The 17,295-nt window shown below is 69.6% G+C and carries 15 protein-coding genes and 1 pseudogene; 2 read left to right on the top strand and 14 right to left on the bottom strand.

Annotated elements, in window-relative coordinates; all coding sequences use genetic code 11:
• Positions 1-552: pseudogene (locus tag Q1B08_RS12825) on the top strand (hypothetical protein); the annotation flags it as partial.
• Here the strand turns inward: Q1B08_RS12825 and Q1B08_RS12820 are convergent.
• From Q1B08_RS12820 to Q1B08_RS12780, 9 genes are all read right to left on the bottom strand, one after another.
• The gene (locus Q1B08_RS12820) at positions 515-1,441 is read right to left on the bottom strand and encodes a DMT family transporter (RefSeq protein ID WP_299819293.1); all 927 of its coding nucleotides are present in this window, start codon (positions 1,439-1,441) and stop codon (positions 515-517) included. The pseudogene Q1B08_RS12825 and the gene Q1B08_RS12820 overlap by 38 nt on opposite strands.
• 75 nt (positions 1,442-1,516) lie before the next feature.
• Positions 1,517-1,807, bottom strand: a complete 291-nt coding sequence (locus tag Q1B08_RS12815) for an HU family DNA-binding protein (protein ID WP_299819291.1) — start codon at positions 1,805-1,807, stop codon at positions 1,517-1,519.
• A gap of 110 nt (positions 1,808-1,917) precedes the next feature.
• Entirely contained in the window at positions 1,918-3,399 is a 1,482-nt protein-coding gene (locus Q1B08_RS12810) for an AMP nucleosidase (RefSeq protein ID WP_299819289.1), read from the bottom strand.
• A complete protein-coding gene (locus tag Q1B08_RS12805) occupies positions 3,396-5,192 on the bottom strand; it encodes an adenine deaminase (protein WP_299819320.1) in 1,797 nt (598 codons plus the stop codon). Before Q1B08_RS12805 ends, Q1B08_RS12810 begins: the two co-directional genes overlap by 4 nt.
• A gap of 43 nt (positions 5,193-5,235) precedes the next feature.
• Entirely contained in the window at positions 5,236-6,066 is an 831-nt protein-coding gene (locus Q1B08_RS12800; RefSeq protein ID WP_299819286.1) for a bifunctional allantoicase/(S)-ureidoglycine aminohydrolase, read from the bottom strand.
• A 75-nt stretch (positions 6,067-6,141) separates the two neighbouring features.
• The gene (locus Q1B08_RS12795; protein WP_299819283.1) at positions 6,142-6,762 is read right to left on the bottom strand and encodes a Crp/Fnr family transcriptional regulator; all 621 of its coding nucleotides are present in this window, start codon (positions 6,760-6,762) and stop codon (positions 6,142-6,144) included.
• A 26-nt stretch (positions 6,763-6,788) separates the two neighbouring features.
• A complete protein-coding gene (locus tag Q1B08_RS12790; RefSeq protein WP_299819280.1) occupies positions 6,789-8,123 on the bottom strand; it encodes a glycosyltransferase family 4 protein in 1,335 nt (444 codons plus the stop codon).
• Positions 8,120-10,288 (bottom strand): galactosyltransferase-related protein, encoded by a 2,169-nt coding sequence (locus tag Q1B08_RS12785; RefSeq protein ID WP_299819277.1) that lies wholly within the window; start codon positions 10,286-10,288, stop codon positions 8,120-8,122. The genes Q1B08_RS12790 and Q1B08_RS12785 overlap by 4 nt, the downstream gene beginning before the upstream one ends.
• Positions 10,285-12,345: an HAD-IIB family hydrolase gene (locus Q1B08_RS12780; RefSeq protein WP_299819274.1), complete on the bottom strand. Its 2,061-nt coding sequence runs from the start codon at positions 12,343-12,345 to the stop codon at positions 10,285-10,287. The genes Q1B08_RS12785 and Q1B08_RS12780 overlap by 4 nt, the downstream gene beginning before the upstream one ends.
• A 153-nt stretch (positions 12,346-12,498) precedes the next feature.
• Here Q1B08_RS12780 and Q1B08_RS12775 point away from each other — a divergent pair, with 153 nt between their 5' ends.
• Positions 12,499-13,299 (top strand): sulfotransferase, encoded by an 801-nt coding sequence (locus tag Q1B08_RS12775; RefSeq protein ID WP_299819271.1) that lies wholly within the window; start codon positions 12,499-12,501, stop codon positions 13,297-13,299.
• Here Q1B08_RS12775 and Q1B08_RS12770 read toward each other — a convergent pair.
• From Q1B08_RS12770 to Q1B08_RS12750, 5 genes are read right to left on the bottom strand one after another with little or no spacing between them, the layout of a single operon-like run.
• On the bottom strand, positions 13,284-13,988 hold the full coding sequence (locus tag Q1B08_RS12770) for a GntR family transcriptional regulator (RefSeq protein ID WP_299819268.1): 705 nt from the start codon (positions 13,986-13,988) through the stop codon (positions 13,284-13,286). The two genes, Q1B08_RS12775 and Q1B08_RS12770, sit on opposite strands and share 16 nt — an antisense overlap.
• Positions 13,989-14,039: 51 nt before the next feature.
• Positions 14,040-15,437, bottom strand: a complete 1,398-nt coding sequence (locus Q1B08_RS12765; RefSeq protein ID WP_299819265.1) for a mannitol dehydrogenase family protein — start codon at positions 15,435-15,437, stop codon at positions 14,040-14,042.
• The gene (gene kduD, locus Q1B08_RS12760) at positions 15,427-16,152 is read right to left on the bottom strand and encodes a 2-dehydro-3-deoxy-D-gluconate 5-dehydrogenase KduD (protein WP_299819262.1); all 726 of its coding nucleotides are present in this window, start codon (positions 16,150-16,152) and stop codon (positions 15,427-15,429) included. The genes Q1B08_RS12765 and kduD overlap by 11 nt, the downstream gene beginning before the upstream one ends.
• Positions 16,149-16,973 (bottom strand): 5-dehydro-4-deoxy-D-glucuronate isomerase, encoded by an 825-nt coding sequence (gene kduI, locus Q1B08_RS12755; RefSeq protein ID WP_299819259.1) that lies wholly within the window; start codon positions 16,971-16,973, stop codon positions 16,149-16,151. The genes kduD and kduI overlap by 4 nt, the downstream gene beginning before the upstream one ends.
• An 11-nt stretch (positions 16,974-16,984) precedes the next feature.
• Positions 16,985-17,290 (bottom strand): cupin domain-containing protein, encoded by a 306-nt coding sequence (locus tag Q1B08_RS12750; RefSeq protein WP_299819256.1) that lies wholly within the window; start codon positions 17,288-17,290, stop codon positions 16,985-16,987.
• Positions 17,291-17,295: the final 5 nt, after the last annotated feature.

The raw sequence follows: 17,295 nt of genomic DNA, 5'->3' as shown, positions 1-17,295 counted from the left end.
CCCGAACCCGAACCCGAACCCGAACCCGAACCCGAACCCGAACCCGAACCCGAACCCGAACCCGAACCCGAACCCGACTTCAATCTGGTCAAGGGCGGAAAGACAGACGACAACCTGCGCGGCACCAAGGGGGATGACCGGATCCAGGGGCGATCCGGCGAGGACGTCCTGCGCGGTCGCAGCGGCGACGACGTGCTGCAGGGCGGGAGCAAGTCGGATCGGCTTTCCGGGGGCGCGGGCGCCGACTCGCTTTTCGGTGGCAATGGCCACGACATGATCATCGGAAATGGCGGCGGCGACATGCTTCGTGGCGGGCGCGGCGCGGATACGTTCGTCTTTCACCCGGGCCAGGGTCAGGGCATGGATACGGTCCTCGATTTCGGGGTCGGACGGGACGAGCTCCTGCTGCGGCGGTTCGACGGCACCCTGTCGGACCTGATCGAGGAATCCTACCAGCAGCGCGGCGACGTCTTCCTCGTGCACGACGACCGGACGTTCGCGGTGATCCGCGACGTCACTCTCGACGGGATCGCGGACGACCTTCTGGTCTGACGGGCCGACCCGGCGTTCGGGCGCGGTTCAGGCGAGAGATCTGAACCGCGAGGATGCCGAGCGTGATGATGATCACGCCGACCACGTCCGACGGACCCAGGCGTTCGCCAAGCAGCAGCCAGGCGATCAGCACCCCGAAGAACGGATTGAGGAAATGGAACGTCGCGGCCGGGGTCGCGCCGATCCGCCCGACCAGAAGGAACCACACGAAGGTGGCGGTCAGGCCCGGCACCAGCGTGGTGTAGGTGAAGGCGAGCGCCAGACGCGGGGTCCAGGTCACGTTCCAGGTCTCGAGCGCCAGACCGACCGGGAGGAGCGCCGCGGAGCCCACGAGCATCTGCAGGCCGACGATCATCAGCAGGTTGCTGCCCCCCGCCGAGGCGCCCCGCACGGCCAGCGTCGCCGCCGTCAGCGCGACCAGTCCGACGAGGCAGAAGACGACCCCCAGAAGGTCTGTCCCGCCTTGCAGACGCGTGCCCATGATGAGGATCACGCCGACCGCACCCGCGACGAGACCCGCGACACCAAGCAAGCGCGTGCGCTCCGCGAACAGGATCCAGCTTGCCAGCGCGACGGTGAGCGGCAGGCAGGAGGCGATGATCGCGGCCAGCGAGGCCTCGATCCACTGCATCGCGACGAAGTTCAGCCCGAGATAGAGCGCGTTCTGACACAGGCCGAAGACGACGACGGCTCGCCATTGCGCCCGGGAGAGCCGGATCCGTTGCCCCATCAGCAACGCGGCGCCCACGCCGATGACGCCTGCGATCCCGAAGCGCAGGACGAGAGCGAGGATCGGCGGGGCTTCCGACACGATGATCCGCGCGAAGCTGAAGGCCGAGGACCACATCAGCGCGAAGAGTAATCCGTAGAGGAGGGCGCGGAAATCCATTCGAGGCTCGGAGCACGGGCAAAAAAAGGGCCGCCCGATCGGCAGCCCCCGGTAGATCGCCTGGAAGCGGATCGCTCAGCCGTTCACGGATTCCTTGAGCGCCTTCGCGATGGTCATCTTCACGACCTTGTCGGCATCCTTCTTGAACTGCTCGCCCGTGGCGGGGTTGCGCACCATGCGCTCGGGCCGCTCGCGGCACATGATCTTGCCGACGCCGGGGAGCGTGACGGCACCGCCGCCGGAGACCTCCTCGGTGATGATGTCGGTCAGGGCGTCCAGCGCCGAGGACGCGGTCTTCTTGTCGGATTCCATCTTGTCGGCAAGCGCGGCGACGAGTTGCGTCTTCGTCATCGGTTTGTTGGCCATCTGGTTCTTCTCCCCGGGGGCTGGTGACTGGTTGCGGGACTCTAGACCCGAAAATCGTGTGCTCACAAGAATTAGCGACGACAAATCGGCCGATTCGATGAGAAATTGCCCTAAAGGAAGGCTGTTTCCTCGAAACTTCGCAACTTCCGGCTGTGCAAGCGCTCCAACGGCATTTCGCGGAGCGATTCCATCGCCTTGATTCCGATCAGAAGGTGCCGGCTGACCTGGGTCCGGTAGAAGGACGAGGCCATGCCCGGCAGCTTCAACTCGCCGTGGAGCGGCTTGTCGCTGACGCAGAGAAGGGTGCCGTAGGGCACCCGGAAGCGGAACCCGTTGGCCGCGATGGTCGCGCTTTCCATGTCGAGGGCGACGGCGCGCGACTGCGACAGGCGTTGCACCGGGCCGGCCTGCTCGCGCAGCTCCCAGTTGCGGTTGTCGATCGTGGCGACCGTGCCCGTCCGCATGATGCGCTTGAGCTCGTAACCCTCCAGCGCGGTGACGGATTCCACCGCTTCCTCCAGCGCGACCTGCACCTCCGCCAGAGCCGGGATCGGTACCCAGACCGGAAGGTCGTCGTCGAGGACGTGATCCTCCCGCAGATAGGCGTGCGCGAGGACGAAGTCGCCCAGCGACTGAGAGTTCCGGAGCCCCGCGCAATGGCCCACCATGAGCCAGACATGCGGACGCAGGACGGCGATGTGGTCGGTCGCCGTCTTGGCGTTGGAGGGACCGACGCCGATATTGACGAGCGTGATCCCCTGGCTGTCGTCGCGCGTCAGGTGGTAGGTCGGCATCTGCGGCATCTTCGGCGGGTCGACCATCGGCGCGTCCGGGTCGTCGGGCGTCACCCGCTGACCAAGGGGGCCGATCAGCTCGCGGTAGCCCGAGTCCGGGTCGCGCAGCGCGGCGCGGGCATAGGCCACGAATTCCTCCACGTAGAACTGGTAGTTCGTGAACAGGACGTGGTTCTGGAAATCGGACGGGTCGGTCGCGGTGTAATGGGCGAGCCGGGCCAACGAATAGTCCACCCGTTGCGCGGTGAAGGGCGCGAGCGGTCGCGCGCCGTCTTCGTAGGTGAAGCCCACGCCGTTCACGATGGCGTCGTTCGTGGTGTTGAGGTCGGGCACGTCGAACACGTCGCGCATCAGGAACGGCAGCACGCCGTCCTGCGGCACGGTCACGTCCGCGTCGTTCAGAACCGCGAAATGCACGGGGATCGCCGTCTGCGACGGCCCGACCGTGACGGGCACGTCGTGCGAGCGCATCAGCAGGTCGAGCTGCTGCGTCAGGTAGTTCGCGAACAGGTCGGGCCGGGTGATGGTCGCGGCGTACTGCCCCGGTTCGGCGACATGGCCGAAGGACAGGCGGCTGTCGGTGCGCGCGAAGCTCGTCGTGGCGATGCGGACCTCCGGATAGAAGGCGCGATAGCGGCAATCCGGCATCCCTTCGGTTACCGCCGCGTGGAAGGCGTGGCGCAGAAAGTCCGTCGCCTCCCGGTAGAGACGACAGAGTTCGGCCACGGCGGCGACGCCGTCGGTGAAGCGTCGGGGTTCCGAAAGGTCGGGCGTGCGGATCGCGGTCTTGCGGGTCATGCGGTCTCGATAAGGTCAGTCAGGGCAAAGCGGGTGACGTCAACCAGACCCAGATCGCTGATCCTCAGTTCCGGGATCACGACGAGGGCCAGCAGGGAATGCTGCATGAAGGCGTTGTTCAACGTGCAGCCCGCGTCGCGCATCGCCGCGCCGAGCGCCCGCGCGGCGTCCGCAACATCCCCCGCCGGGCTGTCGGACATGAGGCCGGCGATGGGCAGGCGGATAGCGGCGCGCTCCTCACCCTCGGACCAGAGCGTCACGCCGCCGCCGATCTCCGCCAAGCGGTTGGCGGCCAGCGCCATCTGCGCGCGGCAGGTACCGACGACGATCATGTGGTGGCTGTCATGGGCGACGGTCGAAGCCATCGCCATCCGCCCCGAATAGCCGAATCCCTCCACGAAGGCGTTGGTCACGCCGCCGGTGCCGCGATGCCGCTCCACCAGCGCGATTTGACAGGTCGCGCCCGCGCCCTCGACCAGCCCCTCGCGGACCGGCAGCCTCCGCGTGAGCGCCTTGGTCGGCGCCTGGTTCTCGACCACGCCGATGACCCGGGCGCTCACCTCGGTTGCGCCTTCCGGCGCCGGGATGGCGAAATCGGATCCGGTCAGCGTCTTGCCCGGATGCACCGTGTTCCGTGCCGCGTCCGGCCAGTCGAAATGCGGGCAGTCCGCGACCATCTCGCCGTCCCGCGCGACCGTCCGTCCAAGCGCGACCACGCGCTCGACGGGCAGCGTGCGAAGATCCGCGGTCAGGATCAGGTCGGCCCGCCGGCCCGGCGCGATCGAGCCCAGCTCCCGCTCCAGTCCGAAATGCGCGGCGGTGTTGATCGTGCACATCTGCAACGCCACCAGCGGATCGCAGCCGCATTCGACCGCATGCCGGTAGACGCGGTCCATGTGGCCGTCATGGACCAGCGTGCCGGCCATGCAATCGTCGGTACAGAGGATGAAGCCGCGCGGGTCGAGGCCGCGCTCCGTCACCGCGGTGATCTGGGTCGCGACGTCGTACCAGGCGCTGCCCAGCCGCATCATCGATCGCATCCCCTGCCGGACCCGGGCGACGGCGTCGGTCTCGCAGGTGCCTTCGTGGTCGTCGGCCGGCCCTCCCGCGGCATAGGCGTGGAAGGCGGGGCCGAGATCGGGGGAGGCGTAATGACCGCCGATCGTGCGCCCGGCCCGCGCGGTCGCGGCCATCTCGGCCAGCATCTTCGCGTCGCCCGCGACGACGCCGGGGAAGTTCATCATTTCGCCCAGCCCGACGATACCCGGCCAGGTCATCGCTTCGGCCACGTCGTCCGGCGTGATCTCGTGGCCCGTCGTCTCGAGGCCGGGGGCGGAGGGCGCGCAGGAGGGCATCTGCACGAACATCGAACAGGGCTGCATCCGCGCCTCGTCGTGCATCATCCGCACGCCGTCGAGGCCCAACACGTTGGCGATCTCGTGCGGATCGGTGAACATCGCGGTCGTGCCATGCGGCAGGACGGCGGCGCAGAACTCGGCGGGCGTCAGCATCCCGCTTTCCACGTGCATGTGCGCGTCGCAAAGTCCCGGGACCACGTAACGCCCGGCCGCGTCGATCACCTTCGTCTCGGGTCCGACGCAATGGCTCGCATCCGGGCCGACATAGGCGAAACGGCCCCGCGCGATCGCGATCTCCCACTCCAGAACCTCGCGGGTCTGGACCAGCACGACGCGACCGCCGCGGATCACGGTCTCGGCCGGCGCGCGACCGGCGGCGACGGCGATGAGATCGGGGGCCGCATCGGGCCAGGAGGGGAGCGTCTCGGGCGACATGGCGAAACGTGTCACGAGCGGGCGCCGCGCGCAACCGGGCCCGTCAGGCGCGTCGTGGAAGCGTCATGTGCCGGTTGACATCCTTGTAGAGCAGGTAGCGGAACGGTCCCGGCCCCCCCGCGTAGCAGGCCTGCGGGCAAAAGGCGCGGAGCCACATGTAGTCGCCGGCCTCCACCTCCACCCAGTCCGTGTTGAGCCGGTACACGGCCTTGCCCTCGAGCACATAGAGTCCGTGCTCCATCACGTGCGTTTCGGGGAAGGGGATCACCGCACCGGGCTGGAGGGTGACGATGGTGACGTGCATGTCGTGGCGCAGGTCGGCCGGGTCGACGAAGCGCGTCGTGGCCCAGCGTCCGTCGGTGTCGGGCATCGGCGTGGGCGCGACCGCGGCGTCGCTTGTCACCACCGGATCGGGGTGGGGCAAGCCGTCGACCGCCTCGTAGGCTTTGCGGATCCAGTGGAACCTTGCCGGTTCGTCGCCCGTGGCGCGCAGCGTCCAGTCGCAACCGGGGGGCAGAAAGGCGTAGCCGCCAGCCCCGAGCGCATGCGTCGCGCCGCCGATCGCAAGCCGGACCGTCCCGCCCACGACGAAGATCGCGCCCTCCGCCCCCCGGTCCGGCTCGGGCCGCTCGCTGCCGCCGCCCGGGGCCACCTCCATCACGTAGTGGCTGAACGTTTCCGCGAAGCCCGAAAGCGGTCGCGCGATCACCCAAAGCCGGGTGTCGTCCCAGAACGGCAACGCGCTCGTCGTGATGTCGCGCATCGTGCCGCGCGGGATCACCGCATAGGCCTCGGTGAAGACCGCGCGGTCGGTGAGCAGGTCCGTCTGCGGCGGATGGCCACCGCGCTGGATGAAGTAGGGACTATCGGTCATGGGGATTCCGTTTGGGGCACGGTCCGAGGATGCGGCGCCGGCGCGGCTGTGCCAAGCCGGTCGCGCGGCGTCATCTCAGGGGCGGTGGAGTTGCAGGAAAGTCGGGTCGAACTGTCCGATGCGCTGCAGCGCGTCACGATCATGTATCGACACCCGCCGGTTCCGCATCACGCAGCAGCCGGTCTCGCGCAGGTCGCGCAGCACGCGATTGACGTGGACGGAGGTCATACCGCAGGCCGCGCCGATCTGCGCCTGCGTGAGCGGCAGGTCGAAGGACGACCGGATGACCGCGTTCGCCTGCCGCAGGCGGATGTCCATTTCGGCCAGGAAGTTCGCGACCCGGGCCATGCCGCGCAAGGCGCCGATGCGGAACGACCAATAGCGGTGGATGGCCGCGTCGATGATCGTCATGCCCCAGAGCGCGATCGTGAGGCCGGGGTCGGTCCGGACCAGCTCGGCCAGTGCCGCATGCGGAAAGACGGCCATCCGGACGTCGCTCACGGCGCGGACCTCATGATCCAGGGTGCCGATCGGAAAGCCGTGCAGGTCGACGAAGTCCCCGGGCACCTGCAAGGCGACGAGTTGCGTCGCCCCCTCGCCGGCGGAAGCGACATGGCGCCCGATCATTCCCTCGGCAAGCAGGAGGCTCTCGGACAACGGCTCGTTGCGGTGTGCGATAACGGTCTTTCCGGGCACGTCCCGAAAGCCGCTGCTATGTGCGATCAACCGCTCCCATTGGTCCGGGGTGACGTGACGACACATCCCGATCCGTTCGGGCCGCTCCCCTGAAAGGATTCCGGAATCCGGGATCGGTGGCGTATGGAATGTTGGGGAAAGGATGGGGTCGGGTCGTGATGCCATATGGGCGAACCTGTCATGCCCGGCTCCGGGGCCGTCTGCGACGGATTGTCGCGTATCTCCGGCGGGGTGTAGGTGCCGATCGACAATTCCCTCGGCGTGAAGCGCCGTTCCGGGCGCGTCTCGGCAAGCCCGGATCGCGCGGCCCCGTAGGCGCGCTCGCAGCTGTCGATCATGCGCTCCAGCGAGAACATCCGCTCGACGCGGTCGCGCCCCGTCCTGCGGGGGATCGTCAGGGCGCGGACGAGCGCACGGGCGAGCGTCGCGGCGTCGTCGCGCGGCGCGTAGGCGCCGGCTGGTCCGATGACCTCGCGCACCGCGCCCATCTCGACCGCGGCGACCGGCAGGCCGCAGGCCATCGCCTCGATCGCGGCCAGCCCGAACGGCTCGTCCCAGAGCGGCGTGAAGAGGAGCGCGGAGGCCGTGCCCAGCGCGGCGGCCAGCTCTCGGCCTGACAGATGCCCGCCGTAGCGGATGTCGGGGCCGAGCCACGGCTGCACCTCGTTCCGGAAGTAGTCGCGATGCTCGATCGTGCCATGGATCGTCAGCGGCACCCCGGCGAGGCGCGCGGCCTGTACCGCCAGATGGGTGCCCTTGTTCGGCGTGATCCGCCCGACCCAGACCGCCGAGCCATCGCCCTCGGGCACGAAGGGCCACTGGGCGAGGTCGATGCCGTTGTGCAGAACGCCCGCCTCATCCGGTGCGCCGTCCGGCCACCAGCGGGCGCGCTGTATCTCGGACGTCACGGTGAAGCGCGACCAGGGCGCGGCGCTCTCGTGCACCGCCCGGCGCAGCACGGAAAAGGGCGGAATGTGCAGCGACGTGACCATCGGCAGACGCTCGGCTCGGGCCAGGCGCGGCGGAAAGCGGTGGAGCGAGTTGTTGTGGATCACGTCGAACGCGCCGTCGCGCAGGGCGGCCGCCGCGCGGGCGAAGCCGGTATCGACGTGATCGTTCAGGATGTCGGTCCCGTGGAAATCGTGCCACGGGAAATCCCGGTCGTAATGCTCCGCGAGGACGGGATGGACGGCGACGCCCGGCGGCGCGCACGCGGCACTGTCGCCGCTCGCGAATAGCGTGACGTCGTGGCCGCGCCGGGCGAGCGCATCGGCGAGGTGCCAGGAATGGGCTTCCATCCCGCCCATGAAGGGCGGCGCGATCCGGTGACGGACATGCGCGACGAGCGCGATCCGCATCATTCGGCGGCGACGCGCGACGGCGGCGTAAGCAGACCCTCTTGGTCGCGCGTCATCCGGGCGTGCCGCTCCTGCATGGGCGCATGTTCGGGCGGCAGTCCCGCGGCGAGCCGGGCCCGGTCCTCCAGTAGTCGCACGACACGCCCGGTCGCGGCGTAGGGCATGTCGGCGGTCTGCTGGCAGAGTTCGAAATCCGCCTCGGACGGCTCGCGCAGCACGCGCAGACCCTCGGGCGTGTCGGCGATCAGGCCCAGCATGCGGAAGGCGTGGAGCCAGTGCTCCATCGTCCGGTGCCCCCATTTCTCCGCGAACAGCTCCGCGTTGCGGAGGATCGACGGAATGTGGTGGATCGGCGGCATGCAATGCGGGTGGTACTGGTGATAGGCGCGCGCGCCGCGGATCCACCAGATCGGGATGTCCTTCTCGGCCAGCGTGCGTCCGAAATCCGTATCCTCGCCCCCGTAGCCCGAGAACCGCTCGTCGAACCCGCCGGACCGCGCCCAGTCGTCGCGGTGCATCGCGAAGGTCAGTGACCAGAAGCAGCGGTAGTCGTCGCACCGCTTGCGTGCGTCGGCGGGCGGTCCCTGTCGGTCACAGTGCCGGACCGCGATCGCCTCGAACGTGTCCGTGGTCCAGCCGGGAGCGGCGGCGCCCGCCGGCAGGTAGAGAACCTCGCCCATGGCGAGGCCGTCGCCCGAACGGGTCTGCGCCGCGTAGTCGGCCAGAAGGGTCGGCGCGGGGATGCAGTCGACGTCGAGAAAGACCAGCACCTCGCCCGAGGCCGCCGCCGCGACGGCGTTGCGCGCGCGGGCAAGGGGGAGCTCGTCTCCGGTGATGCGGATCTGACGGATCGGGAACGGGGTTTCGGGCAGGTCGTCGTAAAGGTCGTCCTGCATCACCGCGATGACCAGTTCGAGGGGCGCGACCGTCTGCCGGGTCAGGCCAAGGATCATGTTGCGCAGGTGGTCGGCGCGGCCGCGGGCAAGGGTCAGTACGGATAGGTCAGTCATCTCGGTCTCCGGGTATCGCGACGGTTCGGGGGCGCTTGCGCGCAGACGGGCGCAGAGGCCCTCGATCCAGTTTGCGGCATGACGGGCCGCGTCCGGGCGAAGCATCGAGGCTTGCAGCGCCGGATCGTGCCCGGCAGCGGTTCGCGCAAGCGCCCGGCGCCACGCCTGCGCCGAGGAGGGCATGTGCGGCGCCCAGGTGGCGACGCCCGCCGCGTCGAGGGCGCGCGCCTTTTCGACCTGTTCGTCGAAGTAGCGCCATTCCGGCACGGCGAGCCAGGGCAAGCCGGCCGCGAGGATCCGGTGGCAGGTCGTATTTCCGGTCGAAGCGACGACGAGATCGGCCGCGGCCAGGTAGTCCGGCACGTTCTCGACCCAGCCGTCGTGCCGCAGGTTCGCCGGCTCCGTGGCGTGCCAGTCCCGCGCGACGGTGCCGACCGTGATCCACTGCGCGTCCGGCATCGCGCGCGCGCCGACCGCGATGGGCGCAGAGGCGAAGCCGCTGCCGCCGCCGCCGGACAGCACGACGATCACTCGTGCCGTTCGCAACACGCCGAGCCGCGCACGGGCGGCCTCGCGGTCGGGCCGGGACGTCGCCACGCCGAGCCCCCCGGCGAAACAGGCCTTCGCGTGCATTGCCGGGGTCCAGTCCGCCTGTGCGAGACGTTCGTCGCAAGGCACGAGGAGCCCTGCGGCCCCGTCATAGGCCGCGCGGTGGCCGGGATCGTCGCGCAGACCGTGCTGGACGATCTTCACATGCGGCACCGAGCAGATCCGGGCGAGCTGCGCCACCTCGGCGGACACATCGCAGATCATCAGAGCGGGATCGGTTTCGGCGAACCACCCGGCGATCCGGCCCATCGCATTTCGAATGCCCGGCCAGCCGATCGGCGCGCAATGCAGCGTCTCGGGTGTCGCGATCCAGTCGGCGTGGCGCTCCTCCCCCGTCGGTTCGAAGAGCGAGGGGATGCGTTCGATGCGCGTATTGGGGGGCAGCGGGGGAAAGATGTCGTCGCGGGCGCAGAAGATCGTCACCGGTCGGGTCGGGGGCAGAGCTCCGACCAGTGCAGCGCAACGCTCGGCATGGCCCCGGCCCTGATGGTGGACGAAATAGCCGATCGGGGCGGATCGGTCGGAGCGAAGATCGAAACGGGCCGTCACGCGGGCACACCTGCATGCCGGGTCTTCGGCTCTTCCCGAACGAGGCCGAGATAGGCCAAACCCTCGAGGATGCCCGCCGCGTGCGGCGCATCGGCCCGGTAGATGGAGCCGCCATCGAGCGTGGCCATCTCAGGCCGGGCGTTCGCCACGAGGATGCCGAGCCCTGCGGCGACGAGCATGTCGGAATCGTTGCCGCTGTCGCCCGCCGTGATGCAATCGCCGAGGCCCAGACCGAACTGCTGCGCAGCCGCGGCGACAGCCGCGGCCTTGCCCCCGTTCGGCGCGAGGATGTCGATCAGGTTCCCGTGCGAGGCCACAATGCGGACGGCGACCCCGCTTCTACGGAAACGCTCCCGCAGAAGCTCGGCGTCGCGCGGTGAGCCATAGCAGGCGAGTTTCCAGCGGCGTTGTTCGACCGGCGGCTGCATCTCGAGATGGGAGGAGGAGAGGATCCGCCATGCGGCGTCGCGGTCCCAACCGTCGTGCAGATGCGCGGCGTAGTCGTGGCACAGACGGAAGCGTCCGTCCGTCCTGCGCAGGTGTAGTTCGGTCCCGACGGCGGTGATGAAGATGTCCGGCTCCGGCAGGGACCAGTCGTGGAGCACGTTGCGCGCCTCGACGACGGAGCGGCCGGTAGCGACGGCGAAGGGGATCTGGCGGTTCCGCGCGACCCAAGCGCCGAAGCGGTGCGCGCCGTCCATGTCGCCGGTCAGGGTGCCGTCGATGTCGCAGGCGAGGAGGTGGCGGGGTCGGGCGAAGCTGCGACGCGGCCGGTGGAACTCGGTATAGATGCGCTGCACCCGGTCCGCCCAGCGGTTCCAGTCGAAGGCCTGCCTGTTGCGGCGCGCGGCGGAAGCGGCCCGCTGCCACGCGGTCCGGTCGGAGATCAGCGCGTCGATCGCCGCGCCGATGGCCGCCGTGTCGGTCGGATCGACGAGGGTGCCGTGACCGATCGTATCCAGGATGTCGGACGGTCCGCCCTCGCGGGTCGCCACGACCGGAAGGCCGCACCGCGCCGCTTCGAGAAGTGTCAGGCCGAAGGGCTCGTGCAGGGCAGGATTCACGAACACACCGCCGCGCGACGCCGCCAGACGGTAGAGTTGCGGAACGACCTTCCACACATGCCGGGGCGGAAGCGCCACGCGTCCGGCAAGCTCCGGCCGCCCGGCCTCCCGCAGGAGCGCGTCGATCACGGCCCGGCTTTCCGCGTTCTGGGTGATGCCGTCGCCGCGCTGGCCAGCGAGGATCACGAGGTTCGCGCGGTGCCGAAGCGTCGGATGGTCGGCATAGGCGCGCAGGAGGCCGATGAGGTTCTTGCGGACGACGGGCCGAGCCACCGCGAGGATCATCGGACGCGTTCGATCCGTCAGGTACGGATCGACGAGCGCGGAGGCCGCCGCTGTCCCGGCGGGCGCGTCCGGCAGACGGATGCCGGGCGCGACGCGATGCACGCCGGCGGCGACATCGACGTCATAGGCCTCCACCTGCCGCTCCGCCTCGTCGCGGGAGGAGACGATCACGGCGCCCGCCGCGCCGAGGGCTTCGCGCTCCTCGGCGATGCGATGGGCGAGTTCCCCCCTGTCGGCGTCCGCCAGACAAGTGAGCTTGTCGATGCCGAGGGAATGCGGCGTGTAAACGAGCGGGATGCCGTACCGCGCGGCCGTCGGGCGGACCGTCATCGCCGCGTCGGAGAAATGCGCGTGGATCACGTCGGGCTTGCGGCCCATCCGGCGGATCAGGTCCGCGAAGGCCCGCTCCAGCGCCGGACGTTCCGCCGCCAGCGCCGCCTTAGCGAGGTACTGACGATTTTCGGTGACGAGGCGGAGGATGCGGGATTTGGGGCCGATCGTCTGCACCGGATGGGCGTGGTCCGTGCCAAGCTCGGGGTCGTCGAAGGCCCGCGTGACGATATCCACACGGTCGACATCCGTGCGCTTCGCCTGCCCGGCGACGGCGCCAAGGAGATAAGCGATATGCCCACCCGTATCCTCCGTTATCCCGTATCGGACGGTCGGAAACGTGAGGCATCCCCCCAATGCGATATGCAGAATATACATGGACACTTCCCAAAAGCCGAAGGAACAACCCCCCGTCGCAAAGCGAGTTCCTGCGACGGATCGCCGACTTGGTCCTCCGGGTGGGGCGGGTTTGATTCGCACCGTAGGGCAAAGACCCCGAAGCGCACGGTTAATAGTTGTTAGCGAGGCATGATGGCGCGTCCCACACGATATCTCTTTATCGGCGGGTTGCACCGGTCGGGCACAAGCCTCGTCGCGCGCATGGCCGCGCGGGTGCCGGGCGCCACCGGAATCGAAGGCGCGCCGGTGCCCGAGAACGAGGGGGTCTATCTGCAGGGCGCCATCGCGCACGACGCGCTCGCCGGGGCCCCGATGCGCTTCGCGACCGATCCCGCGCAGCACCTGACGGAGGCGCATCCGCTGAACCGGCTGGAAACGCGCGTGCGGCTCGCGGCCGACTGGGATCCGTGGTTCCCCGAGGGCGCGGCGTGGCGGGTCGAGAAATCGCCGGTGAACCTCACACGGATGCGTCTGCTGCAGCAGCTCTTTCCGCTGTCGCAATTCGTGGTCGTGATCCGGCATCCCGAGGCGGTGGCGGCGGCGGTGGCGAAATGGGTGGACGATCCGGCGCCCGCGCTGATCGACCATTGGCTCGACGCCCACGACATCGTCGCGGCGGATATCGATCGCCTCCACGCCATTCTCGTGCTTCGCTACGAGGACGTCGTGGCCCGGCCGGACGCGATCCGTGCGGCGCTGGGCGCGTTCCTCGATCGCGGCACGGCCGTGCCGCCGCGGGCCGAGGCGACCCGCGACGGCAACCGCGACTACCCGGACGCACCCGTCATGACCGACGGACAGGCTTTGCGGGCGAGCGCGTGGGGCTACGCGCCCGGCCGCGGCGTCGCGGCATGGCCGCCGATCCTGCGCCACCCGCTTCGATCGGTCCGCGACGCGACGACGGCGGCGCTGGGCGGTCAATCCTCGAAATAGGCGTCGTAGCGCGCACGGGCCTGTTCGACCGTCCGGTCGAGGCGGCCGAGATGGTGGCGCATCGCCTGAACCGCCGCGTCCGGCCGCTCCTCCCCGAGCGCGCCGAGAAGGGCGCGGTGATCGTCCAGAAGCTCCGACATCTCCGCCTTCCCTTCGTGGCTCAGCCGACGAAGCCGATCAACCTGCGCCTTGTTTTCGGTGATCGCAGCGGCGGCATGCGCGGCATCGCCCAGCTCGCAGAGGAGAAGGTGGAACTCAAGGTCGTGGATCAGGAACGCCGCCCGGTCGTCGCGCGCGACCGCATCCGCCTGCGCCCGCATCGTCGCGTCGAAGCGGGCCGCCTGCGCCCGGGACCAGCGGGCGTGACAGCGGCGGACGACTTCCAGTTCCAGCGCGAGGCGAACGAAGCGGGCGGCGGCGATGGCGCGGGTGGAGAACCTGCGCACCTCCGTCGCCTTTTGCGGCCGGACCGTCAGGTAGCCGAGATTGCCCAGCCGGCTGAACGCGTCGCGCACCGGCTGACGCGACACGCCAAACCGGCGCGCGATCTCGACCTCGGACATCTTCGCGCCGGGCAGGAGGTCGAGCGAGACGATCTCCCGATAAAGGTGGTCGAACACGACGTCCGCGCTCGTCCGGCGTGTGCCGAGTTCCTCGGGCCGGGCCGTGTAGGCGCCGTCCTCAAACATCCGTCGATGCGCGGCTCGAATCGCTTTCGCGTGCCAACATGCCCCCTCCGACTACCCGGCTCTCGCCGCCGCACCGGCCCGCGCACCGTCGCGGCGCAGTTCGGCGTGGATCTCGCGCAGCGGGTCCGCGAGGCGCGCCGCCAGCTCCGCGTCGAACACGTTCCGGATGGCGAGGACTTCGCCGACCGGATCATCCGCGTTCGCCGCCTCGCGCAGGCGGTCGGCCAGCGGGTCGCGTACGTCGATCGGCGCGCCGTTCTCGTCGGTTCCGGAGACGTAGCGGATCCACGCGGCCACGGGCAGAAGGAGCGCGTCGGTCTCCCCGCCCGCGTCGAGCGCGTCGCGCAGCGTGCCGAGGAGGCGTTGCGGCAGCTTCTGGCTGCCGTCCATTGCGATCTGCCAGGTCCGGTGCCGGATCGCGGGGTTGGCGAACCGCTCCATCAGGGCGTCGGCATAGGCGGCGAGATCCACGCCCTCCGGCGTCTCCAGCGTCGGGATCACCTGCGACCAGAAGCGCCGCACGAAGCCCGCGATGGCCGGATCCGCCACCGCTCCGGAAACGTGTTCGTGCCCGGCGAGGTAGCCCAGATAGGCGATGGAGGAATGGCTGCCGTTCAGCATCCGGAGCTTCATCGCCTCGAAGGGCGCCACGTCGTTGACCATCTGAACGCCGACACGGTCGAGCGCGGGTCGTCCGGCGCGGAAGTCGTCCTCGATCACCCATTGCCGGAACGGCTCGTGCATGACCGGTGCGGCGTCGCGGGTCCCGGTCAGGCGGGCGACCTCGGCGATGTCGTCCTCGGTCGTGGCGGGGACGATCCGGTCCACCATCGTGGCGGGACAGGCGACCTCCGCCTCGATCCACGCCGCCAAGGCGGGGTCGATCCGGCGGGCGAGGTCGATCAGGACGGACCGGGTCAGCGCGCCGTTATGGGGGAGGTTGTCGCAGGACAGCACCGTGAAGGGGGGCGTCCCCGCCGCCCGCCGCCGTTCGAGTGCGCGGACGAGGTAGCCCGGCGCGCTGCGGGGCAGGGCGTTGACGATGTCGTGCGCGATGTCCGGGTGGCCGGGGTTCAGCTTGCCCGTCGCCGGGTCGTGGCAATAGCCCTTCTCCGTCACGGTGATCGAGACGATGCGCACGGCCGGTTCCGCCATCGCGGCCAGCACTGCCTCTGGATCCTCGGGCGCGACCAGCACGTTGCGGACGTGCTCGATCAGGCGCGGCGCGGGTCCGTCGGGCGCCATCTCCACGGCGTGGTAGACGCAGCCCTGCGGCACGAGGGCGTCGCGGACGCCGGGGCTGCGCAGGCTGACGCCGATCACGCCCCAGTCGCCGCCGGCCTCCGCGAGCCACGGCATCATGAAGGCGCGGGCGAAGGCGCCGAGGCCCAGATGGACGATGCCTGTCTCTGGCCGCGGGTTGCCTGAAGGGGTCAGGTTATCGGGCAAGCCAGCCTCCGTCGACGTTGAGTACCGCACCGTGGATATAGCGCGCGGCGGGAGAGGCAAGGAACACGGCGGTCTGCGCGATGTCCTCGGGCTCGCCCCAGCGGCCCGCGGGGATGCGGTCGAGGATCGCCCGGCTGCGCTCGGGGTCGTCCCGCAACGCCTGCGTGTTGTTCGTCGCGATGTAGCCCGGTGCGATGGCGTTCACGCCGATCCCCCTCGGCGCCCATTCGTTGGCGAGGATCTTCGTCAGGCCCGCGACGCCGTGCTTCGACGCCGTGTAGGACGGCACGCGGATGCCGCCCTGGAAGGACAGGAGCGACGCGATGTTGACGATCCGGCCGGTGCCGCGGGGCAGGGCGGCCCGGGCGAAGGCCTGGCAGGTGAAGAAAACGGCCTTCAGGTTGACGTCCATCACGTCGTCCCAGTCGGCCTCGGTGAACTCGGCGCTGTCCTCGCGACGGATGATGCCCGCGTTGTTGACGAGGATATCGATCCGACGGTCGGCGAAGATGTCCCGTGCCGCCAGCGGGTCGGCGAAGTCGAGCGCCATCTCCTCGGCGCCCTCGATCATGCCGGCCGTTTCCGCGCAGGAGGAGCGCCCGGCGCAGATCACGCCGGCGCCGGCCTTCCCCATCGCCACGGCGATCGCCTGGCCGATCCCGGTATTGGCGCCGGTCACCAGCGCCGTCCGGCCGTCGAGCGAGAAGGGGCTCAACGCAACGCTCCCATGTCCACCATGTCCATGTCGGTGAAGTCGACGTTGTCGCCCGCCATCGCCCAGCAGAACGTGTAGGCCCCCGTGCCCGCGCCGCAATGGATCGACCAGGGCGGCGAGATCACCGCCTCCTCGTTCGCCACGACGATGTGGCGCGTCTCCCCCGGCTCACCCATGAAGTGGAAGACTCGCTGGTCCGCACCGAGGTCGAAGTAAAGATACGCCTCCATCCGCCGGTCGTGCAGGTGGGCGGGCATCGTGTTCCACACGCTGCCCGGCTGGAACTGGGTATAGCCCATGACGAGCTGGCAGGTGTCGATCACCTCCGGGTGGAGGAACTGGATGATGACCCGCTCGTTCGCCGTCTCGCGGGAGCCGAGCTCGACGCGCCGGGCCTGCTCCACCGTGACGAGGCGGGTCGGGCAGGCGCGGTGCGCCGGCGCGGACAGGATGTAGAAGCGGCCGGCGCCGGAAAACTCGATCGCGCCGGACCCCATGCCGATATAAAGGATCTCGCCGCGTCCGACCCTGTGCGTCTCGCCGCCGACCGACACCGTCCCAGTCTCGTCGATGTTCAGGACGCCCATCTCGCGCCGGTCGAGGATGCTGTCGGTGCCGGTCTCGGCCACCTTGTCGAGGGTGAGCGTGCCGCCCGTGGGCACCGCGCTGCCGAGGATCAGGCGGTCGTAATGGCTGTAGACCAGTCGGACCTCGCCCTCCGCGAAGAGGTCGCCCACGTGGAAATGTGCGCGCAGCCCGTCGGTATCGAGCGTCTTCGCGGTGGCGGGGTCGATCGCGTAGCGGGTTTCGGTCCTGAGCATCGGATGGCCTTTCAGAGGAAGTCGTCGCGGCGGGGCGTGAAGTTGTCGATGAGCGTGCCCGCCTCGAGGCAGGTGCAGCCATGCACGGCGTCGGGCGGCACGACGAGGCTGTCGCCGGGGCCGAGCTCCCGCGTCTCGCCCGCGACGGTGAAGCGGAAGCGGCCGGACTGCACGAAGGTGGATTGCACGTGGGGGTGATGGTGAGGCTTGCCCTCGGCGCCGTCCTGAAAGCGGAACGCGACGACCATCAGTTCGGGCGCGTCGGCGAGGATCTGACGGCGGACGCCGGGATCGGCGTCGACTTCGGGGAGGGGCATGCGAG

This window comes from uncultured Jannaschia sp. (genome assembly GCF_947494025.1).
In the GTDB taxonomy this organism is placed as follows: domain Bacteria; phylum Pseudomonadota; class Alphaproteobacteria; order Rhodobacterales; family Rhodobacteraceae; genus Jannaschia.
Note: the sequence above shows the minus strand (reverse complement) of the source record. Positions and strands in the feature narration are given on the sequence as shown.